At 43.5% G+C, this 16,479-nt stretch carries 14 protein-coding genes; 7 read left to right on the top strand and 7 right to left on the bottom strand.

Annotated elements, in window-relative coordinates; translation table 11 throughout:
* Positions 1-33 precede the first annotated feature (33 nt).
* From QO189_RS01500 to QO189_RS01510, 3 genes are all read right to left on the bottom strand, one after another.
* On the bottom strand, positions 34-933 hold the full coding sequence (locus QO189_RS01500) for an ABC transporter permease (RefSeq protein ID WP_101204314.1): 900 nt from the start codon (positions 931-933) through the stop codon (positions 34-36).
* Between the two features lie 442 nt (positions 934-1,375).
* The gene (locus tag QO189_RS01505; protein ID WP_371531217.1) at positions 1,376-2,416 is read right to left on the bottom strand and encodes an ABC transporter substrate-binding protein; all 1,041 of its coding nucleotides are present in this window, start codon (positions 2,414-2,416) and stop codon (positions 1,376-1,378) included.
* 77 nt (positions 2,417-2,493) lie between these two features.
* Entirely contained in the window at positions 2,494-3,543 is a 1,050-nt protein-coding gene (locus QO189_RS01510) for an ABC transporter substrate-binding protein (protein ID WP_371531218.1), read from the bottom strand.
* Between the two features lie 603 nt (positions 3,544-4,146).
* Here QO189_RS01510 and QO189_RS01515 point away from each other — a divergent pair.
* Positions 4,147-4,548, top strand: a complete 402-nt coding sequence (locus QO189_RS01515; protein ID WP_371531219.1) for a hypothetical protein — start codon at positions 4,147-4,149, stop codon at positions 4,546-4,548.
* 96 nt (positions 4,549-4,644) lie between these two features.
* Here the strand turns inward: QO189_RS01515 and metG are convergent, their stop codons facing one another.
* Positions 4,645-6,744 carry a methionine--tRNA ligase gene (metG, locus tag QO189_RS01520; protein WP_371531220.1) on the bottom strand — a complete coding sequence of 700 codons (2,100 nt, stop codon included), beginning with the start codon at positions 6,742-6,744 and terminating at the stop codon, positions 4,645-4,647.
* Positions 6,745-7,104: 360 nt separating this feature from the next.
* Positions 7,105-8,520 carry a GntP family permease gene (locus tag QO189_RS01525; RefSeq protein WP_371531221.1) on the bottom strand — a complete coding sequence of 472 codons (1,416 nt, stop codon included), beginning with the start codon at positions 8,518-8,520 and terminating at the stop codon, positions 7,105-7,107.
* 410 nt (positions 8,521-8,930) lie between these two features.
* Between QO189_RS01525 and QO189_RS01530 the strand changes: the two genes are divergently transcribed.
* The 6 genes from QO189_RS01530 to dcd all read left to right on the top strand — a co-directional run bounded on the left by QO189_RS01530 (position 8,931) and on the right by dcd (position 15,091).
* Positions 8,931-10,271: a short-chain fatty acid transporter gene (locus QO189_RS01530; protein ID WP_371531222.1), complete on the top strand. Its 1,341-nt coding sequence runs from the start codon at positions 8,931-8,933 to the stop codon at positions 10,269-10,271.
* Between the two features lie 255 nt (positions 10,272-10,526).
* Positions 10,527-11,240, top strand: coding sequence for a CoA transferase subunit A (locus tag QO189_RS01535; protein ID WP_298807975.1), 714 nt, complete (start codon positions 10,527-10,529; stop codon positions 11,238-11,240).
* A 141-nt stretch (positions 11,241-11,381) separates the two neighbouring features.
* Positions 11,382-12,011: a 3-oxoacid CoA-transferase subunit B gene (locus QO189_RS01540; protein WP_201547983.1), complete on the top strand. Its 630-nt coding sequence runs from the start codon at positions 11,382-11,384 to the stop codon at positions 12,009-12,011.
* Between the two features lie 141 nt (positions 12,012-12,152).
* Positions 12,153-12,953, top strand: a complete 801-nt coding sequence (locus QO189_RS01545; RefSeq protein WP_114700886.1) for a 3-hydroxybutyrate dehydrogenase — start codon at positions 12,153-12,155, stop codon at positions 12,951-12,953.
* A gap of 196 nt (positions 12,954-13,149) precedes the next feature.
* On the top strand, positions 13,150-14,373 hold the full coding sequence (apbC, locus tag QO189_RS01550) for an iron-sulfur cluster carrier protein ApbC (RefSeq protein WP_371531223.1): 1,224 nt from the start codon (positions 13,150-13,152) through the stop codon (positions 14,371-14,373).
* Positions 14,374-14,515: 142 nt separating this feature from the next.
* A complete protein-coding gene (dcd, locus tag QO189_RS01555) occupies positions 14,516-15,091 on the top strand; it encodes a dCTP deaminase (RefSeq protein WP_058024138.1) in 576 nt (191 codons plus the stop codon).
* A 105-nt stretch (positions 15,092-15,196) separates the two neighbouring features.
* Here dcd and QO189_RS01560 read toward each other — a convergent pair whose 3' ends face one another.
* Together QO189_RS01560 and QO189_RS01565 are read right to left on the bottom strand one after the other, a co-directional pair.
* The gene (locus QO189_RS01560; RefSeq protein WP_371531224.1) at positions 15,197-15,634 is read right to left on the bottom strand and encodes a ClpXP protease specificity-enhancing factor; all 438 of its coding nucleotides are present in this window, start codon (positions 15,632-15,634) and stop codon (positions 15,197-15,199) included.
* Positions 15,635-15,766: 132 nt separating this feature from the next.
* A complete protein-coding gene (locus QO189_RS01565; protein WP_371531225.1) occupies positions 15,767-16,381 on the bottom strand; it encodes a glutathione S-transferase N-terminal domain-containing protein in 615 nt (204 codons plus the stop codon).
* Positions 16,382-16,479: the final 98 nt, after the last annotated feature.

Raw genomic sequence — 16,479 nt, forward strand, 5'->3', positions numbered from 1 at the left:
CACAAGTATTATCAATACTTGCTTCGACTGTCATTAGGCGCGAACTTTACGTGATAAAAACTTGGTTTTCGCTTTTGGCAATACCAAGGCTAGTACCACGAGCAGTGCGGTAATCAAGTTCAAATCCTGTGGACCAAAGCCGATACTACGTAGCGTATCGCTTGATAGCGCAACCTGAATAAACAGTTTGTACAATACTGCACCGACAACAACGGCAAAGGTGATCAGCCAAATACGCTTGGCAGGAATGATGGTCTCACCGATGATGACCGCTGCTAGACCAATGACGATTGTACCGATACCAATTGAGATGTCCGCGCCACCCTGAGTCTGGACAAATAGTGCTCCCGCTAAGGCAATCAAACCGTTAGAAATCGCCATACCGATGATGGTCATCCACGAGGTATTGATACCTTGCGCCTGTGCCATTCTTAGATTTGAGCCAGTAGCGCGCATCGATAGACCTGTCTCAGTGCTATAGAACCAGTTCAAAAATAACATGGCAGCTGCGACAACGACACCAATAATCAGGCAGCGCATCCAATAACCATTACCATCGGTCACCAAGGTGCTAAACACTGTGGTTTCACCAAGTAGGGGCAGGTTTGGCGCGCCCATGATGCGTAGGTTGACAGAATATAAGGCAACCATGACCAAAATACTGGCAAGCAGCTGCAAGATGCCAAGTTTGACATGTAGCCATGCCGTGACGATACCAGCGACTGAACCTGCTAACATCCCAAAAGCACAGGCCAACCATGGGTTGATACCAGCGATGATAGAAATACCAGCGACTGCGCCACCTAATGGGAAACTACCGTCAGCGGTCAAATCAGGGAAGTCGAGCGTACGAAATGAGATAAGCACACCGAGTGCTACTAGGCCATAAATCAGACCACTTTCAAGCGCACCAAAAAAAGCAATTAAAGACATAAGGGATCAGTAAGTCATAACCAAGTGTCTAGCGTATGGTACCAAGATAAGTAAATGGCAATTGCCAAAATCATCTACCTGCTAAACAGCTAAGCGGTGAATTTAACAGATTAAGCAATCTGCGGTTAGGGTAAACCAAAACATATCACGATTAACAGCGATCATAAGCTACCTTGGTTTGAAGCGATGGTTTAAGGCACTGCAATGCAATCAATAGACCTATCCTCTACTTAACAAGTATCAGATAAATTGTCAGACAAATACAGCACTATTAAACATGCTTCCAAAAAAGACTCTGTTTAGACAAGAAGCCCAGCCTAATGACTCATAGCTGGGTTTCTTATTTAATCATTAGCCGTATATTTTAAGGTAGACAACACAGTATTGATTCGTGTCGCTTTCCTATTTATACCTGCTATTGTGAGCCAAATACAAAGGTGCGTTATTCTACCACTTCTTTTGCTTTATCGATAACCGCTTGTGGCAACGTGATGCCTTCTTCTTTAGCGTGTTTTGGACTGACGTATAGATCAAGCGCTTGTGGAGTGTAAACAGGGATAGCACCTGCTTTTTCACCATTCAAGATACGTACGACAATTTTACCAGTTTCACGGCCAAGCTCATAGTAGTTCACACCTAGAGCAGCAACAGCACCGCGCTCAACTGAGCTAGTGTCTGAGGCAATTAGAGGAATCTTACTTTGTTTGGCGATTTGATAAAGTGACTCGTACGCTGATACCACGTTGTTGTCAGTTGAAGTGTAGATCATATCGACCTTACCTTCGAGACTACGCGCTGCCATCGCGATGTCGTTACTACGCTGTGCAGGCGCTTCTAGTACATTGATACCTAGTGGTGTTAGCTTCTCTTTTAGATTTTTTAAGATAATCGTTGAGTTGACTTCACCTGGGCTATAGACATAACCGACGTTCTTTAATGATGGAATGATTTGACGCATCAAATCAATCTGTGGCTCATACGGTAGGGCATCTGATGCGCCTGTAACGTTGGTGCCAGATCCATCTAGCTTAGGTACCAGTTTGGCTGCTACTGGGTCAGTAACTGCTGAGAATACCAATGGAATGCTGCTAGTAGAAGCGGCAACAGACTGCGCAGACGGTGTTGCAATAGCGACGATAACATCTGGCGCATCAGCGACAAATTGCTTGGCAATCTGACCAGCAGTAGCAGTGTTTCCTTGTGCGCTTTGGAAGTTAACGGTTAAGTTTTCACCGTCCTTGAAGCCTGCTTCGTTTAGCTCGTCGATGACACCTTTACGTACATCATCAAGCGCTGGATGTTCGACGATAGCAGTAATAGCAACGGTCTTCATAGCCGTCGCTGTATCACCATTAGCGGCAGCATCCATGGAGCCATCATCTTGTGCTGATTGGTTACAACCAGTCAAGATAGCAGTACATACACCGCCTAATAATAAAGCCTTACCGAAATTAAAACGACCAAAACGATTTTGAGACAACATGGGTCTTACTCCTAAAATAATAGTGTGTCCGTACACTATATAAATAATTGACGAGCTAATAGATAGCTTACTACTTTTTATTTGGTTTCGGCATCAATATCAACATTGATGGCGTTTTTTAGCAACTCTGCTGGTAAGCTGACACCTTGTGTTTTGGCGTGCTTAGGACTGACATATAAGGTCAGGTCATTCATGACTTCAGGTTTGATGGTGTTGACCGCTTCGCCGTTTAATACGCGATATACCATCTTGCCAGTGGTACGACCAAAGTCATAGTCATTAACGCCAAGCGCAGCCGTCGCGCCGCGTTTTACGCTGAATTCATCAGACGCGATAATTGGTAACTTTAGCTCATTTGCTGCTTGGGTCATGGCCTCAAAGGCAGAAGCAACATTGTTGTCAAATGAGGTATAAATGATATCTGCACGTCCTTGCAAGCTGCGCGTCGCCATACCGATATCCGTTGGACGATTGGCAGGAATGTCTAATAGTGACAGACCTCGTGCTGGCAAAGCTTGTTTTAGGTTCTCACGCAATGACACTGAGTTTGCTTCACCTGGGCTATAGACATAACCGATGGTCTTTAAGTCAGGCTTTATTTGCTGTAACAAATCCAACTGCGGCTCTAGTGGCAACTGGCTTGAGAGTCCAGTCAAATTGCTCTGAAAAGGCTTGCCATCTGCCATAATGAGCTTGGCACCTAGCGGATCTGACACAGCAGTGTAGATAATAGGGATAGTGGTGGTCGCGGCTACTACTGACTGCGCAGAAGGCGTTGAGATTGCTACGATCGCATCAGGGTTGTCTCCTGCAAATTGCTTGGCAATCTGTCCTGCAGTCGCTGTATTTCCTTGCGCACTTTGAAAGTTAACAGTTAGGTTTTGACCTTCGACATAACCATTATCTGCCAATTCATCAATAATACCGCGGCGCATATCATCTAATGATGGATGCTCAACGATTTGAGTAATGGCAATTGATTTGGCAGGTTTGTCTGTAGCCGTGCTATTTTCAGCAGTCGCTGCGGTCTCGGTAGAGGAGTTTGAGCAGCCGATTAGTCCAAGTGTGCTAATGGCACTAAGAGCAACGCCATATAGGCTTAAGCGTAGAGTAGAAGCGATAGTCATTATTAGGTTAACTCATAGGTTATATCAATCGAAAAACCAAGTAGATACCGCCAGACTGACTGAGCCTACTAATTTATATAGTAGTCATTTTGCTCATCTGTTTGGTGTACTTTGGTTTTTTACCATGATATTGAAGAATGCAGATTAGCCAAGTCAATGCTATGTTGATGCTGAGATAGCAGGCTAACAATTAAATAAAGTAATCGTTCCATCGATTATTATGTTCATATTATGACAGTAATGTAAGTTATCGCAATAAGAAATTAATGTGTAGCGGTCATGGTGATGGATAATAAAAAAATCATCACTTCTTTTTATCTTATTAAGACGCGTGATGCATTGAAGCTTTTATGTAGATCTAAATATAACGGATGCCGCTAGGGTACTTTTGTTTGCTCAAACCATATGCAAAAGGCTTACATCCTAGCAACGCATCTATTACGTACTCACTTCATAATTAACGTAAGCTAATTTTCATACGAGAAATGTGATGGGTCTAAGGATAATCCAGTCATTTTGGTGACATTGTGCTGCCATAGTGGATATGAAATAGACGATATTATTTATCTAACTTTTTCGAATGACTATTTTAAGGATAATATTATGAACACTGCTAATCTTAAATTATTAACCATCGCTGGTATCACTGCTACTTCTTTGATTGGATTGCCTGCTATGGCAAAAGATGGTCATGGAAACGGGCACGGTAATGGACATGGTAATAGCAAAGGTAACTCTGCCCATGTCAGTAAAAACTATAAGCATAATGGCAATGCTCACCCAAGTATTAACGCCTATCGCAATGCTAGCCCAAATGCTTCGTTCAAGCGTGATCTTGATAGATACGGTTATAGAGTAGTCGGCAAGATAGATAGAAGGGATTATGACCGTTCTATCGTTTTAGACCGTTATGATGACCGTTACGTTCGTATTCGTACGCCAGAGAATAACATTGTGACGGTGATTAATGATACGTTGCAGATTATCGATATTTTGAGTAGATAAGTATCAGGTTTGGTTTTTAGCCACTTGCTAAATCAGTCATAAAAAAAGATGCCACTCAGGGCATCTTTTTTTATTTTTTATTCCTAAAAATAACAGCTAAGCCAATACATCACCAACAACACAAGCATCCGGTAAGGTAACGACAGTTAAGCCTGTCTTTGGCTCGCCAGTTGACAATACCATGCCTTCTGATACGCCAAATTTCATCTTACGCGGAGCAAGGTTAGTCACGCAAATGACTTTCTTATTAATCAATTGCTCAGGCTCATAGAACTTACGAATACCGCTAAACACATTACGTGGCTTGTCTTCACCAACGTCTAGCGTGAACTGTAGTAACTTATCAGCACCTTCGACATGGTTACACTCTAAAACGTGTGCCACTTTCATCTCAACTTTGGCAAAGTCTTCGATACCAATGTAGTCAGTTTGTTCAGCATCAGTACTAGCATCTGTTGCAGATGCTTTGTCTTTTGCGGCAGACTTGCTACTTTCAGTCGCGGCAGGAGCGTCTGCTTGAGTTAAGGATGCTTTAGAATCCTCTACCATTGCTTCAATATCTTTTTCTTCGATACGTTGCATCAGTGGTTTGAACTTATTGATTTTATGACCTAGCAACCACTCGTTACGACTGGCAAAACTTAAGTCATCAAGGTTCAAAAACTCTTTCGCATTAGTGGTCAGCTCAGGCAATACTGGCGCAAGATAAACCATCAATTGACGGAAAATATTGATAGCGACCGAGCAGACGTCTTGAACCTCTTGCTCAGTACCCTCTAGCTTCGCTAATGACCATGGTTTTTTGGCATCGATATATTCGTTGGCCTTGTCCGCACATTGCATAATTAAACGCATAGCACGTGAGAATTCACGATTCTCATAAGCAGCAGCAATCTCATCACCCGTTTTGGTGATGTCTTCTAATAGCTCTGACTCGACGCAAACTTCTGACAGCATACCGTCGTACTTCTTAACCAAGAACCCTGCACTACGACTGGCGATATTGACGACTTTACCAACCAAGTCAGAGTTTACCTTCTGCATAAAGTCTTCTAAATCTAAGTTGATGTCTTCAACTTTGTCAGACAGTTTACTGGCGAAATAATAACGCAGGTATTCAGGATGTAAGTGCTCAGCATACGTCTCGGCCTTGATAAAAGTACCGCGTGACTTACTCATTTTCTCGCCATTGACCATCAAGAAGCCATGGGCAAAGACGCCAGTCGGTGTACGGTATTCGCTACCAGCTAGCATGGCTGGCCAAAACAAGGCATGGAAGTAAACAATGTCTTTACCGATAAAGTGATAGACCTCGGTTTTATGCTCGTTTTCTTGTGCCCAGTAGCGGTCGAAATCAAGTGCTTGGTCTGTCCCTGCACGCTTATCACATAGGTTTTTAAAGCTTGCCATGTAGCCAACTGGCGCATCTAGCCATACATAAAAGTATTTGTCTGGCTCATCGCTTGGAGTATCTGGAATTTGGAAGCCGAAGTAGGGTGCATCACGCGAGATATCCCAGCTGGCAAGTCCTGCCTCAAACCATTCTTGCAATTTATTAGCCACTGACGTTTGCAAACGGTTGTCACTGCGCGTCCAGTCTTTTAAGAACTGTTCAAACTCTGGCAAATTAAAGAAATAATGCTTAGAGGTTTTGAGCACAGGCGTTGCATTAGACAGTGTCGAGTGCGGGTCTTTTAGATCCGTTGCATCGTAAGTGGTGCCACATACTTCACAGTTATCGCCGTACTGGTCTGGTGAATCACACTCTGGGCAAGTCCCTTTGACAAAGCGATCCGCTAGAAATAATTGCTTTTCAGGATCAAATAGTTGCTCGACATCTTTTGTGCTGATATGACCAGCATCATTGAGACGACGATAAATCAGCTCAGAAAACTGTTTGTTTTCTTCTGAATGAGTGCTGTGGTAATTATCAAAGTTGATAAGGAATTTTGAGAAATCCGCTTCATGTGAGGCTTTCACTGAGGCAATTTGTTCCTCTGGCGTTACGCCGTTGGCCTCTGCTTTGAGCATGATTGCCGTACCGTGTGCATCATCCGCGCAGACATAGGTGACCTGATGGCCTTGCGCTTTCATCGCACGTACCCAAATGTCAGTCTGAATATATTCTACAAGATGCCCCAAATGGATATAGCCATTGGCGTAGGGCAGCGCACTGGTTACTAGAATCTCACGCACAAAATCACCTATATTTTTATATAAACGGGTTAGTTATCGAACATCTCAAGCGGTTCATCGCTCATTGATGCGACATCGTTAATGCTAAAAACTTCTAAAAATAATAAAAATTCAAAAAGTGTGCCTATGATACCGTAAATCAAATAAATTTGTGATATTCCTTGGTAATTACTTCTCATTTGGCAGGCATTTATTGACCATAAACAATAGCCTTGCATCGTATTTGATAGTTATAGAATAGTTATCAATCAGCCATGAAAAAACCCACCAAGCAGTATGCCGAGTGGGTTTTTTATTTATCCATTATTCACCTAGATACCAATAGTTAGTCACAATAAATAGCTAAGTTACTAAGCTAGCTTAGAATGAACCGAACATCGTACCTAAGATAATCACAGCGACTACAGCGACCAACGGAATGACCATCGTAACCATTGCTAAGTTTAAGTAAGACTGTTTGTGGGTCAAACCACAAATTGCTAGTAGGGTGATGACAGCGCCACTGTGCGGAAGTGTATCAAGTCCACCTGCCGCCATGACGGCTACTCGGTGCATAAGCTCAGGGTCAATACCGGCATTGACCGCCATTCTTAGATAATCTTCACCCAATGTAGACAGCGCAATACTCAAACCGCCAGACGATGAACCTGTGATACCAGCAAGCGTAGTCATAGCGACCGCTTCTGAGATCAGAGGGTTATCAGGGTTTAGGTTTAGAATGCTATCACGAATGATAAGGAAGCCTGCGAGGGAAGCAATAACCGCACCGTAACCCACTTCTGATGCGGTATTAAAAATCGGCAACATAGAATCATAAGTACCACGGTTAATGGTTTTTTGTAGATTATTCCAATGTCCGATACGCAGCAGAATTAACACCACACAAGCCACGACCAACGAGATAATAATTGACCACAACCCAAGCGAGCCTGCGACATTTAAATCTGGGAATTGAGTTTGTAGACTGCTGAAATCTATTGATGGGAAAACCACATAGGTCAATAGAGCGTTTAAACCAATGACTAGTACGAGTGGAATCATCGCAATGGTAAAAGAAGTATGGTGAGTGTTTAACACCTCAGCTTCTTTTGCCGTTGCGCCAACGCCGCCTACATCTTCTTCGTCATGCTGACCATAGCCTTCCCCTGCCGCATTGGCTTTTCTGGCGCGTGACTGAAGCCACATCCAACCACAAACAAACATGATCGTACCACCGATGATGCCCAAAATAGGCGCGGCAAATACGTTGGTGTTGTAATAAGGAATTGGAATAGCGTTCTGAATAGCTGGCGTACCTGGCAGTGCAGTCATCGTAAACGTAAATGATCCTAAAGCAATCGCTGCTGGAATCAAACGTTTTGGAATATCTGCGGCTCTAAACAAGTCTTTGGCGATTGGATAGATAGCAAAAGCCACAACGAACAACGATACGCCGCCATAGGTCAAAATAGCACAGACCAAAATCACCGCAAGGATAGCTTTGCTGGCACCGAGTTTTTCGACCACCGTATTGGCAATGGCGGTTGCTGCACCAGAGTCTGCCATCAAACGCCCAAACAGTGCGCCCAGCAGAAATATAGGGAAGAATTTGAGTAAGAATCCACTGAGTGCGCCCATAAAGATGTCGGTATAGGCGGGGATGGTACTTAAGAAGTCACCTGACAGTAAGACTGCTAGTGTCGCCATAATCGGTGCTAGGATCAGCACAGAATAACCGCGATAAGCAAAGAACATGAGTAATAATAGGGTAATGACAATAGCAAGTGTACTAAACATGACGGCCCTCCTTGGCAAAAAAAATAAGGCAGCGAGTATGCCGTGCTTGTCGATATAGGTCAATAAAATTAATCAAAATAAGCCTATTTCGTCTGTTTTATCAAACATAAATCTAGACTTGTAGACTGCTAACCATTAATATCTCGACAATTTAACTCCTGCACAGCGTTGACTCACATGAGCTGATGGTTATTTTCTAGTCGCTACGAAAATAATATGTTAAGTTAGCACAAGTGTTTCACGCATGATATAGCGAGATAGAATGTATTGTTATGAATACCAATATAAAATATAATGCTTGCCCTATATCAGATGTGGTGGCAATAACCGCACTTAGATCTGATAAGCGTTCAACAAGGCGCTAATAACAACTCTTAAAACCAAACATCAAATTTACAAGGAATGTGAATATGTTTAGTGCCATCACTAATATGAGCGTGCAGTTAGTCAATCGCTATCTACCATCCCCATTCGTATTTTCGATCGTTTTGACCCTTATCGCGTTTGCTGTAGGACTGGCTACTACTGGCCAAAACATGATTGCTATGGCAGGGCACTGGGGCAATGGACTGTGGTCATTACATAGCTTTGCCATGCAAATGGCGTTGGTCCTAGTGACTGGCTATGCTTTTGCTAGTGCACCATTTATTCAGCGCTTATTGGACAATCTCGCTAGTAGAGTTCACTCTCCTACGACCGCCATTATCGTATCAACATTGGTTGGGCTAGTCGGCTCATGGATAAATTGGGGCTTTGGTTTAATCATCGGGGCAATCTTTGCAAAGGCGTTGGCAAGAAAAGTGGCTAACGTCGATTATCCGCTATTGGTCGCGGCTGCCTATTCAGGTTTTGTGATTTGGCATGGCGGTTTTTCAGGTTCGATACCGCTGACACTTAGCTCGGGCGGTGATACGCTACTGACGCTGTCGGGCAATACCATGACCGAAGCAGTACCTTTATCTCAAACGGTATTTGCAGGCTACAACATGCTGCTAGTAGGTTTGCTTATCGTTATTTTGCCACTCGTCAATCGCTTTATGCATCCTAAAAACCCTACGGTTATTGATCCTAAACTGATCAAAGAAGAGCTCTACGTCGCACCCCAAAGAGACACGCCTGCACAAAAGCTAGATGATAGCCGTATTATCGCTGTCATCTTATTGGCCTTAGCACTGATGTACTATATTAGCGAGTTTGGTAGTAACGGTTTTAACCTAGGGCTAAACATCGTCATTGGTTTATTCTTGTTCATAGGTTTGCTATCGCATGGCACGCTAGAGCGTTATTATCGTGCCGTACACTCAGGGATAGGTGGCATCACGGGTATTGTGCTATTGTTCCCGTTCTACGGCGGCATCATGGGCATTATGACGGGCGCAAATGCAGATGGTATCTCTATCAGTACGCAAGTGACCGAGTTTTTTGTCAATTCAGCTTCTGCAGACAGCTTTCCGATTTTTGCATTTTTAAGTGCTGGCTTGGTCAATGTGTTTGTGCCATCGGGCGGTGGACAGTTTGCAGTACAGGGTCCTGTTATGATTCCTGCTGGTATTGAGCTAGGTGTTAGCCCAGCCATTACTGCGATGGCGATTGCGTGGGGTGACGCGTGGACCAACATGATTCAACCGTTTTGGGCTCTGCCATTGTTAGGTATCGCAGGTTTGGATGCGCGCGCTATCATGGGCTACTGCCTGATAGTACTGGCAGTCTCTGGTGCTATTATCATGAGCGTGTTTTGGCTATTGGTATAGTCATTCCACTATAAAAATATTACTGCGTTAACCTCGCTTGAAGTATTTAATATACATCTACATTCGGTTGCCTTGTACTATTTTTAAATTGAATTGACTATACAAGGTTATAACGCGCCAAAGAAAAACAAGCATAATGAGTTTTTGCTGTTGAGTTTCATAACAATCAACAATCAAACGGATAATTGAGACACTTAATTCAGCATTAGTTTATGCACGGATTAAAAATATAAATAACAGTCATAGGAGACAAGTATGAGTCAATCAAAAGTATATAACAGTGCCGAAGAAGCGCTAAAAGGCGTCGTCAGTGACGGGCAAACGCTCGCGATCGGTGGCTTCGGTCTATGCGGTATTCCAGAAGCATTAATCGAAGCGCTGCGTGATAGCAAAGTTAAAGAGCTGACTTGTATCAGTAACAACGCCGGTGTCGATGACTTCGGTCTAGGGCTATTGCTACAAACACGTCAAATCAAAAAAATGATTTCATCTTATGTGGGTGAAAACAAAGAGTTTGAGCGCCAGTACTTGGCAGGGGAGCTAGAAGTTGAGTTGACGCCGCAAGGGACATTGGCTGAAAAACTGCGCTCAGGCGGCGCTGGTATTCCTGCGTTTTATACCGCAACGGGCGTAGGTACATTAGTCGCTGAAGGTAAAGAGACTCGTGATTTTGATGGACGTACTTATGTGTTGGAGCATTCCTTACGCGCTGATGTCGCTCTAATTAAAGCGCAAAAAGCTGACAAAGCGGGCAATCTGATATTTAATAAAACGGCTCGTAACTTTAACCCAGACTGCGCGATGGCCGGTAAAACCACGATCGTCGAAGTCGAAGAAATCGTTGAGACGGGTACGTTTGATCCAGATGAAGTGCATCTACCGGGTATTTTTGTTCAACGTATTGTATTGAATGCTAGCCCTGAAAAACGTATCGAAAAGACCACGACTAAAGCTGTAGAAGGCGCGTAAATAAAAACGTGGTTGACGCTTAATCGTAAGTGAAATCAATAGTTAATTTTAGATTGATAATAGTTTAAACAGCTAATTGATTCGATAACTGGCTGTCTAAATGAATAAAAATAGAATATCGCAAAAAATAAGGAAATCAGCATGGCATGGACAAGAGAGCAAATGGCGCAGCGCGCGGCAAAAGAGCTACAAGACGGCTATTATGTCAACTTGGGCATTGGCCTACCAACGCTAGTCGCTAACTACATTCCTGAAGGCGTGGACGTATGGCTACAATCAGAGAATGGTTTGCTAGGTATTGGTGAGTTCCCTACAGCAGAAAACGTTGATGCGGACTTGATTAACGCTGGCAAGCAAACAGTAACCGCAGAAGCTGGTGCTAGCTATTTTAGTAGCTCAGAGTCTTTTTCTATGATTCGTGGTGGTCATGTCAACTTGGCCATATTGGGTGCAATGGAAGTCTCAGAAAAAGGTGATCTTGCCAACTGGATGATTCCCAAAAAGATGGTCAAAGGCATGGGCGGGGCGATGGATTTGGTCGCAGGCGTGCAGCGTGTGATTGTATTGATGGAGCAAGTTAATAAACACGGTGATCCAAAAATCTTGGCAAACTGTGAGCTACCATTGACGGGTAAAGGCGTGGTTGATCGTATCATTACTGAGCTTGCCGTATTAGATGTTACTGATAATGGCCTAAAGCTGGTTGAATTAGCAGATGGTGTGAGCTTTGACGAGCTACAAGAAAAAACACCAGTAAGTATTATTCAGTAAACTTTGTACAGTAAAGTGACTGCCGTAAGATTAATATGTTTTATCCCGCAAATAAATACGCCACTATAATCATAGTGGCGTATTTGTTCAGTTCAATTTTATAAAAACTAATAATATTTTAGACCATGATAAGGAATATGTATGGCGACCCAATTAGAACAAGATTTGACAGGCAAAGTAGCATTAGTCACTGGCTCTGCAAGTGGTATCGGACGTGATATCGCTGAAACTTATGCAAAAGCAGGCGCAGCGGTGGGTATTGCTGATATCAATCTCGAAGCGGCACAAAAAACCGTTGATGCTATTGAAGCTGCTGGTGGACGTGCTCTAGCAATTGCCATGGATGTGACCTCAGAAGATGCGGTAAACGATGGTGTACAACAGCTAGTCGATACTTTTGGTGGTATTGATATTTTGGTTTCTAATGCTGGCATTCAGATCATCGATCCTATCGATAAAATGGCGTTTAGCGATTGGAAAAAAATGCTTAATATCCACTTAGACGGCGCTTTTTTGACTACCAAAGCCGCGATTAAGCACATGTATAAAGGCGATAAGGGCGGCACAGTTATTTATATGGGTTCTGCGCACTCACATGAGGCCTCATTATATAAAGCCCCTTACGTGACTGCTAAGCATGGACTACTAGGACTGTGCCGTGTATTGGCCAAAGAAGGTGCAGCGCATAAGGTACGCTCGCATGTGATTTGTCCAGGGTTTGTCAAAACGCCATTGGTAGAAAAACAAATCCCAGAGCAAGCAGCTGAAAAGGGCATCAGTGAAGAGTCGGTTATTAACGATATTATGCTGGTCAATACCGTAGATAAAGAGTTTACGACAGTAGAAGACATTGCCCAATTGGCACTATTTTTGGCGGCTTTCCCAACCAATGTATTCACTGGACAATCTATCGTGGCCAGTCATGGTTGGTTTATGAATTAATATATGTACAATTTGCATATACCACAACGTCAGACCTACTGGCGTTGTGGTTTTTTTATGAGTCCAATTCAGCTACACTGTCACGATAGAAGGTTTGGCTAATATAATCATCAACGCTATCGGTTGTGAGATACGCAATGAGACGACTTGAGCGATTTGCCAGATCTACCCACTTGTATAGGCCATAATAGTAGCTATGTTTAACTTTATGAAGAAAAAAACCACAAAAACCGAAACGCCTCAGCAGCAGGCAGAGCGTGATAGCGCCGTTGACAAAGTCCTACTTGGATATGAAATAGGTGCTGTCAGTATCGCCACAATGGTTACAGGGCTTGAGCGTGATGGCGAAGCACTTACGTTAGACCTGCGTTTGCCAAAAGACAGCAACCCTGAAGCTATCCAGCAGGAGCTCGGGCAGTTGCTACATCCGCATGGTATTACGACGATTCATATGAATGTGCGTCTGCCTGCGCCAGAAAAAGGTTCAGGCTCGAGCTTACCAAAGCAGATGCCAAAGACAACCAATGCGATGGAATCCCAGCCTTCATCTGGCGCTAATAACAACGCTAGTAGCACTAACGCTGAGCCACCGATTACGAAAGCTGCACCTACGCAAGCATCGTTGGCAGCGCATCCTCGTATCCGTCATATTATTGTTGTGGCATCAGGTAAGGGCGGCGTTGGCAAATCAACCACCACGGTCAATATCGCCTTAGCACTACAGAAGCTTGGCAATCGCGTTGGTGTGCTAGATGCCGATATCTATGGTCCTAGTATGCCAACGATGCTAGGCGTTGCTGATGTGAAGCCGCAACTAGAAAACGAACAATTCGTACCGGTCGATGCGCATGGTATGGCAATGCTCTCTATCGGTAGCTTGCTTGATGGAGATAATACCCCTGTTGCATGGCGTGGACCGAAGGCAACGGGTGCATTGATGCAGCTATATAATCAAACCAACTGGCCGCAGCTAGATTATTTAGTGATAGATATGCCGCCAGGTACAGGAGATATACAGCTGACCTTAGCACAGCGTATCCCAGTGACAGGCGCTGTCATCGTCACGACGCCGCAGCACGTTGCATTACTTGATGCGCAGAAGGGTATCGAGATGTTTAACAAAACTAATATTCCTGTGCTTGGTGTCGTTGAAAACATGGCGTTACACACTTGTAGTAACTGCAACCATACCGAAGCGATTTTTGGTACTGGCGGTGGTGAGATTATCGCTGAGCAGTATCAGGTGCCGCTATTAGGGCAGCTACCGCTTGCCAGTGGTATCCGCGCCCAAGTCGATAAAGGCGTGCCAAGCGTATTGGCTGACGACAATTTTGCAACCTATTATTTGAGCATTGCCAAAAACATCGAAACCAATATCAATAAATTTGCCAAACCTGTCGATGATAAGCGTATTTTTTGATGCTTGAAACACTTGGTTAAAAAATGTGTTCATGCCGAAAGTTATTTTATAAGGTCGTCAGTTTTAAAGTCATTGCGACCCTATAAATTCAGCCATCAATTCCGTATAATCGTCGCTATTAAATATTTGCTAAGGAATAACAATGTCTATCAAGTCTGACCGCTGGATTCGTAAAATGGCCGAAGAGCACGGCATGATTGAGCCATACGAGCCAGGTCAAGTGCGCTTCAATGATGCAGGCGAGCGTTTGGTGAGCTACGGTACCTCAAGCTATGGTTACGACGTACGCTGTGCGCCTGAATTTAAAGTTTTTACCAATGTCCATTCAGTCGTTGTTGATCCTAAAAACTTCGATGATAAAAGCTTTATCGATATCGTTGGTGATGAGTGCATCATTCCACCAAACTCATTCGCCTTAGCACGTACCATGGAGTACTTCCGTATTCCACGCGATGTACTGACTATTTGCCTAGGCAAATCGACTTACGCGCGTTGCGGTATTATCGTCAATGTCACGCCGCTTGAGCCTGAGTGGGAAGGTCATGTGACACTTGAGTTCAGTAATACTACCAATCTACCAGCTCGTATTTATGCGGGTGAAGGCGTGGCACAAATGCTGTTTTTCCAAAGTGATGCGGATGACGTGTGTGAGACCAGCTACAAAGACCGCGGCGGTAAATATCAAGGCCAGCGCGGCGTGACCTTGCCAAGAACCTAGTTAAAGATAAAGTGTCAAGTCTTTGAGCAGCCAATAAAAAAGCCAGTCATAGTAAACATGACTGGCTTTTTTATTATGTGAAAAGTAATGGGTGTGAAACTCTAATTACTTTAAAACTTTTAAACCTGCTTTGTTATCACGCTTCGGTTTAGGTGCGGTAGTAGGTTTTTTGCTAGCAATCGGTGCATCGTCGTCTTCTGGTACATAGTTATCATATTCTTTTGGATCAAAGAACATCCCTTGCGAATTTTCTTTAGCGTAAATACCCATTACTGCCGTGAGCGGTACCCAAATCTCCTGTGAGACGCCGCCGAAGCGCGCACTGAAATGTATGTAGTCATTTTCCATACTCATATTACCCGTAGCACGGCTGGCGATATTCAATACGATACGACCATCTTGCACATGCTCTGTTGGTATCTGTACGTTATCAGCAGTAGCATCGACCATCAAGTATGGCGTCAAGGCGTTGTCTTCTATCCATTGATATAGTGCACGTACCATATAAGGACGGGTAGGTGTAATAGAGGTGGTTTCGCTCATCTAATGATTTCCTATACTAATGATGTTCAATAATGAAAAGGTATTTTATTTAGCAAATTATCGCACAATAAGTGCAAGTCAATTTCTATTATATTGGTACTTATTCCAAGGCAGCTTCTTATACTTGTCTAATCAACGTACGCTTTTTTGGAAGCTATTACGCTCAAACACTCTCGTTTGATATTCAAACAATGGACGGCTAATAGCACGTGGCAGCTCAATACCCATCTCATCCAATCGCCATAATAGTGGTGCTAATAGTACGTCACACCAACCAAACTCATCAGCCATAAAATAAGGCTTATGAGCGAACAGGGGTGATAGAGTAATCAACGAATCACTGAGCTGTTTTTTGGCAACAGCAGCTTGTGCTTTATTAAAACTATCTGGATGCGTGAGGAGGCGCTTACCGAGTACGAGCCAATCACGTTGAATGCGCCAAGCCAATTGGCGAAACTGTGCACGTTCTTGCGGTGTCTCAGGAAGCAGTTTATTGGTATGATAACGCTCTTCAAGATATTCAAAAATCACATTAATCTCATAAAGCGCAATCTCACGCTGCTGTAATACAGGTAAGGTATGATAAGGATTTAGCTCAGTCAAGTCTTCAGGACGCTCAGAATGTAAGCGAGACAAATAGTAAGCGAGCTTTTTTTCTTCAAGTAATAGGCGTACCACATGACTGTCGTAGCCGTCATCAGCATACAAAATTAGCTGACTACTTGGAATGTCATTCGCATCAATCATGAAAGCCTAATGTTAATAGTGAAGGTTGTCATCGTAAACAAACTCGCAACGTTTATCAAGGTAGTGTACGTAAACATTAGCGCTGAGCGACTTATTTC

Origin of the sequence: Psychrobacter sp. Arc29, from assembly GCF_041431175.1 — a bacterium.
Lineage (GTDB): Bacteria > Pseudomonadota > Gammaproteobacteria > Pseudomonadales > Moraxellaceae > Psychrobacter.

Bases quoted from the DNA above. Each gene is read 5' to 3' on its own strand.
- QO189_RS01560 (WP_371531224.1), bottom strand. From the start codon at position 15,634: ATGAGCGAAACCACCTCTATTACACCTACCCGTCCTTATATGGTACGT.
- QO189_RS01515 (WP_371531219.1), top strand. From the start codon at position 4,147: ATGAACACTGCTAATCTTAAATTATTAACCATCGCTGGTATCACTGCT.
- QO189_RS01510 (WP_371531218.1), bottom strand. From the start codon at position 3,543: ATGACTATCGCTTCTACTCTACGCTTAAGCCTATATGGCGTTGCTCTT.
- QO189_RS01540 (WP_201547983.1), top strand. From the start codon at position 11,382: ATGGCATGGACAAGAGAGCAAATGGCGCAGCGCGCGGCAAAAGAGCTA.
- QO189_RS01505 (WP_371531217.1), bottom strand. From the start codon at position 2,416: ATGTTGTCTCAAAATCGTTTTGGTCGTTTTAATTTCGGTAAGGCTTTA.
- QO189_RS01530 (WP_371531222.1), top strand. From the start codon at position 8,931: ATGTTTAGTGCCATCACTAATATGAGCGTGCAGTTAGTCAATCGCTAT.
- QO189_RS01565 (WP_371531225.1), bottom strand. From the start codon at position 16,381: ATGATTGATGCGAATGACATTCCAAGTAGTCAGCTAATTTTGTATGCT.
- QO189_RS01525 (WP_371531221.1), bottom strand. From the start codon at position 8,520: ATGTTTAGTACACTTGCTATTGTCATTACCCTATTATTACTCATGTTC.
- dcd (WP_058024138.1), top strand. From the start codon at position 14,516: ATGTCTATCAAGTCTGACCGCTGGATTCGTAAAATGGCCGAAGAGCAC.
- QO189_RS01535 (WP_298807975.1), top strand. From the start codon at position 10,527: ATGAGTCAATCAAAAGTATATAACAGTGCCGAAGAAGCGCTAAAAGGC.
- apbC (WP_371531223.1), top strand. From the start codon at position 13,150: ATGTTTAACTTTATGAAGAAAAAAACCACAAAAACCGAAACGCCTCAG.
- QO189_RS01545 (WP_114700886.1), top strand. From the start codon at position 12,153: ATGGCGACCCAATTAGAACAAGATTTGACAGGCAAAGTAGCATTAGTC.
- QO189_RS01500 (WP_101204314.1), bottom strand. From the start codon at position 933: ATGTCTTTAATTGCTTTTTTTGGTGCGCTTGAAAGTGGTCTGATTTAT.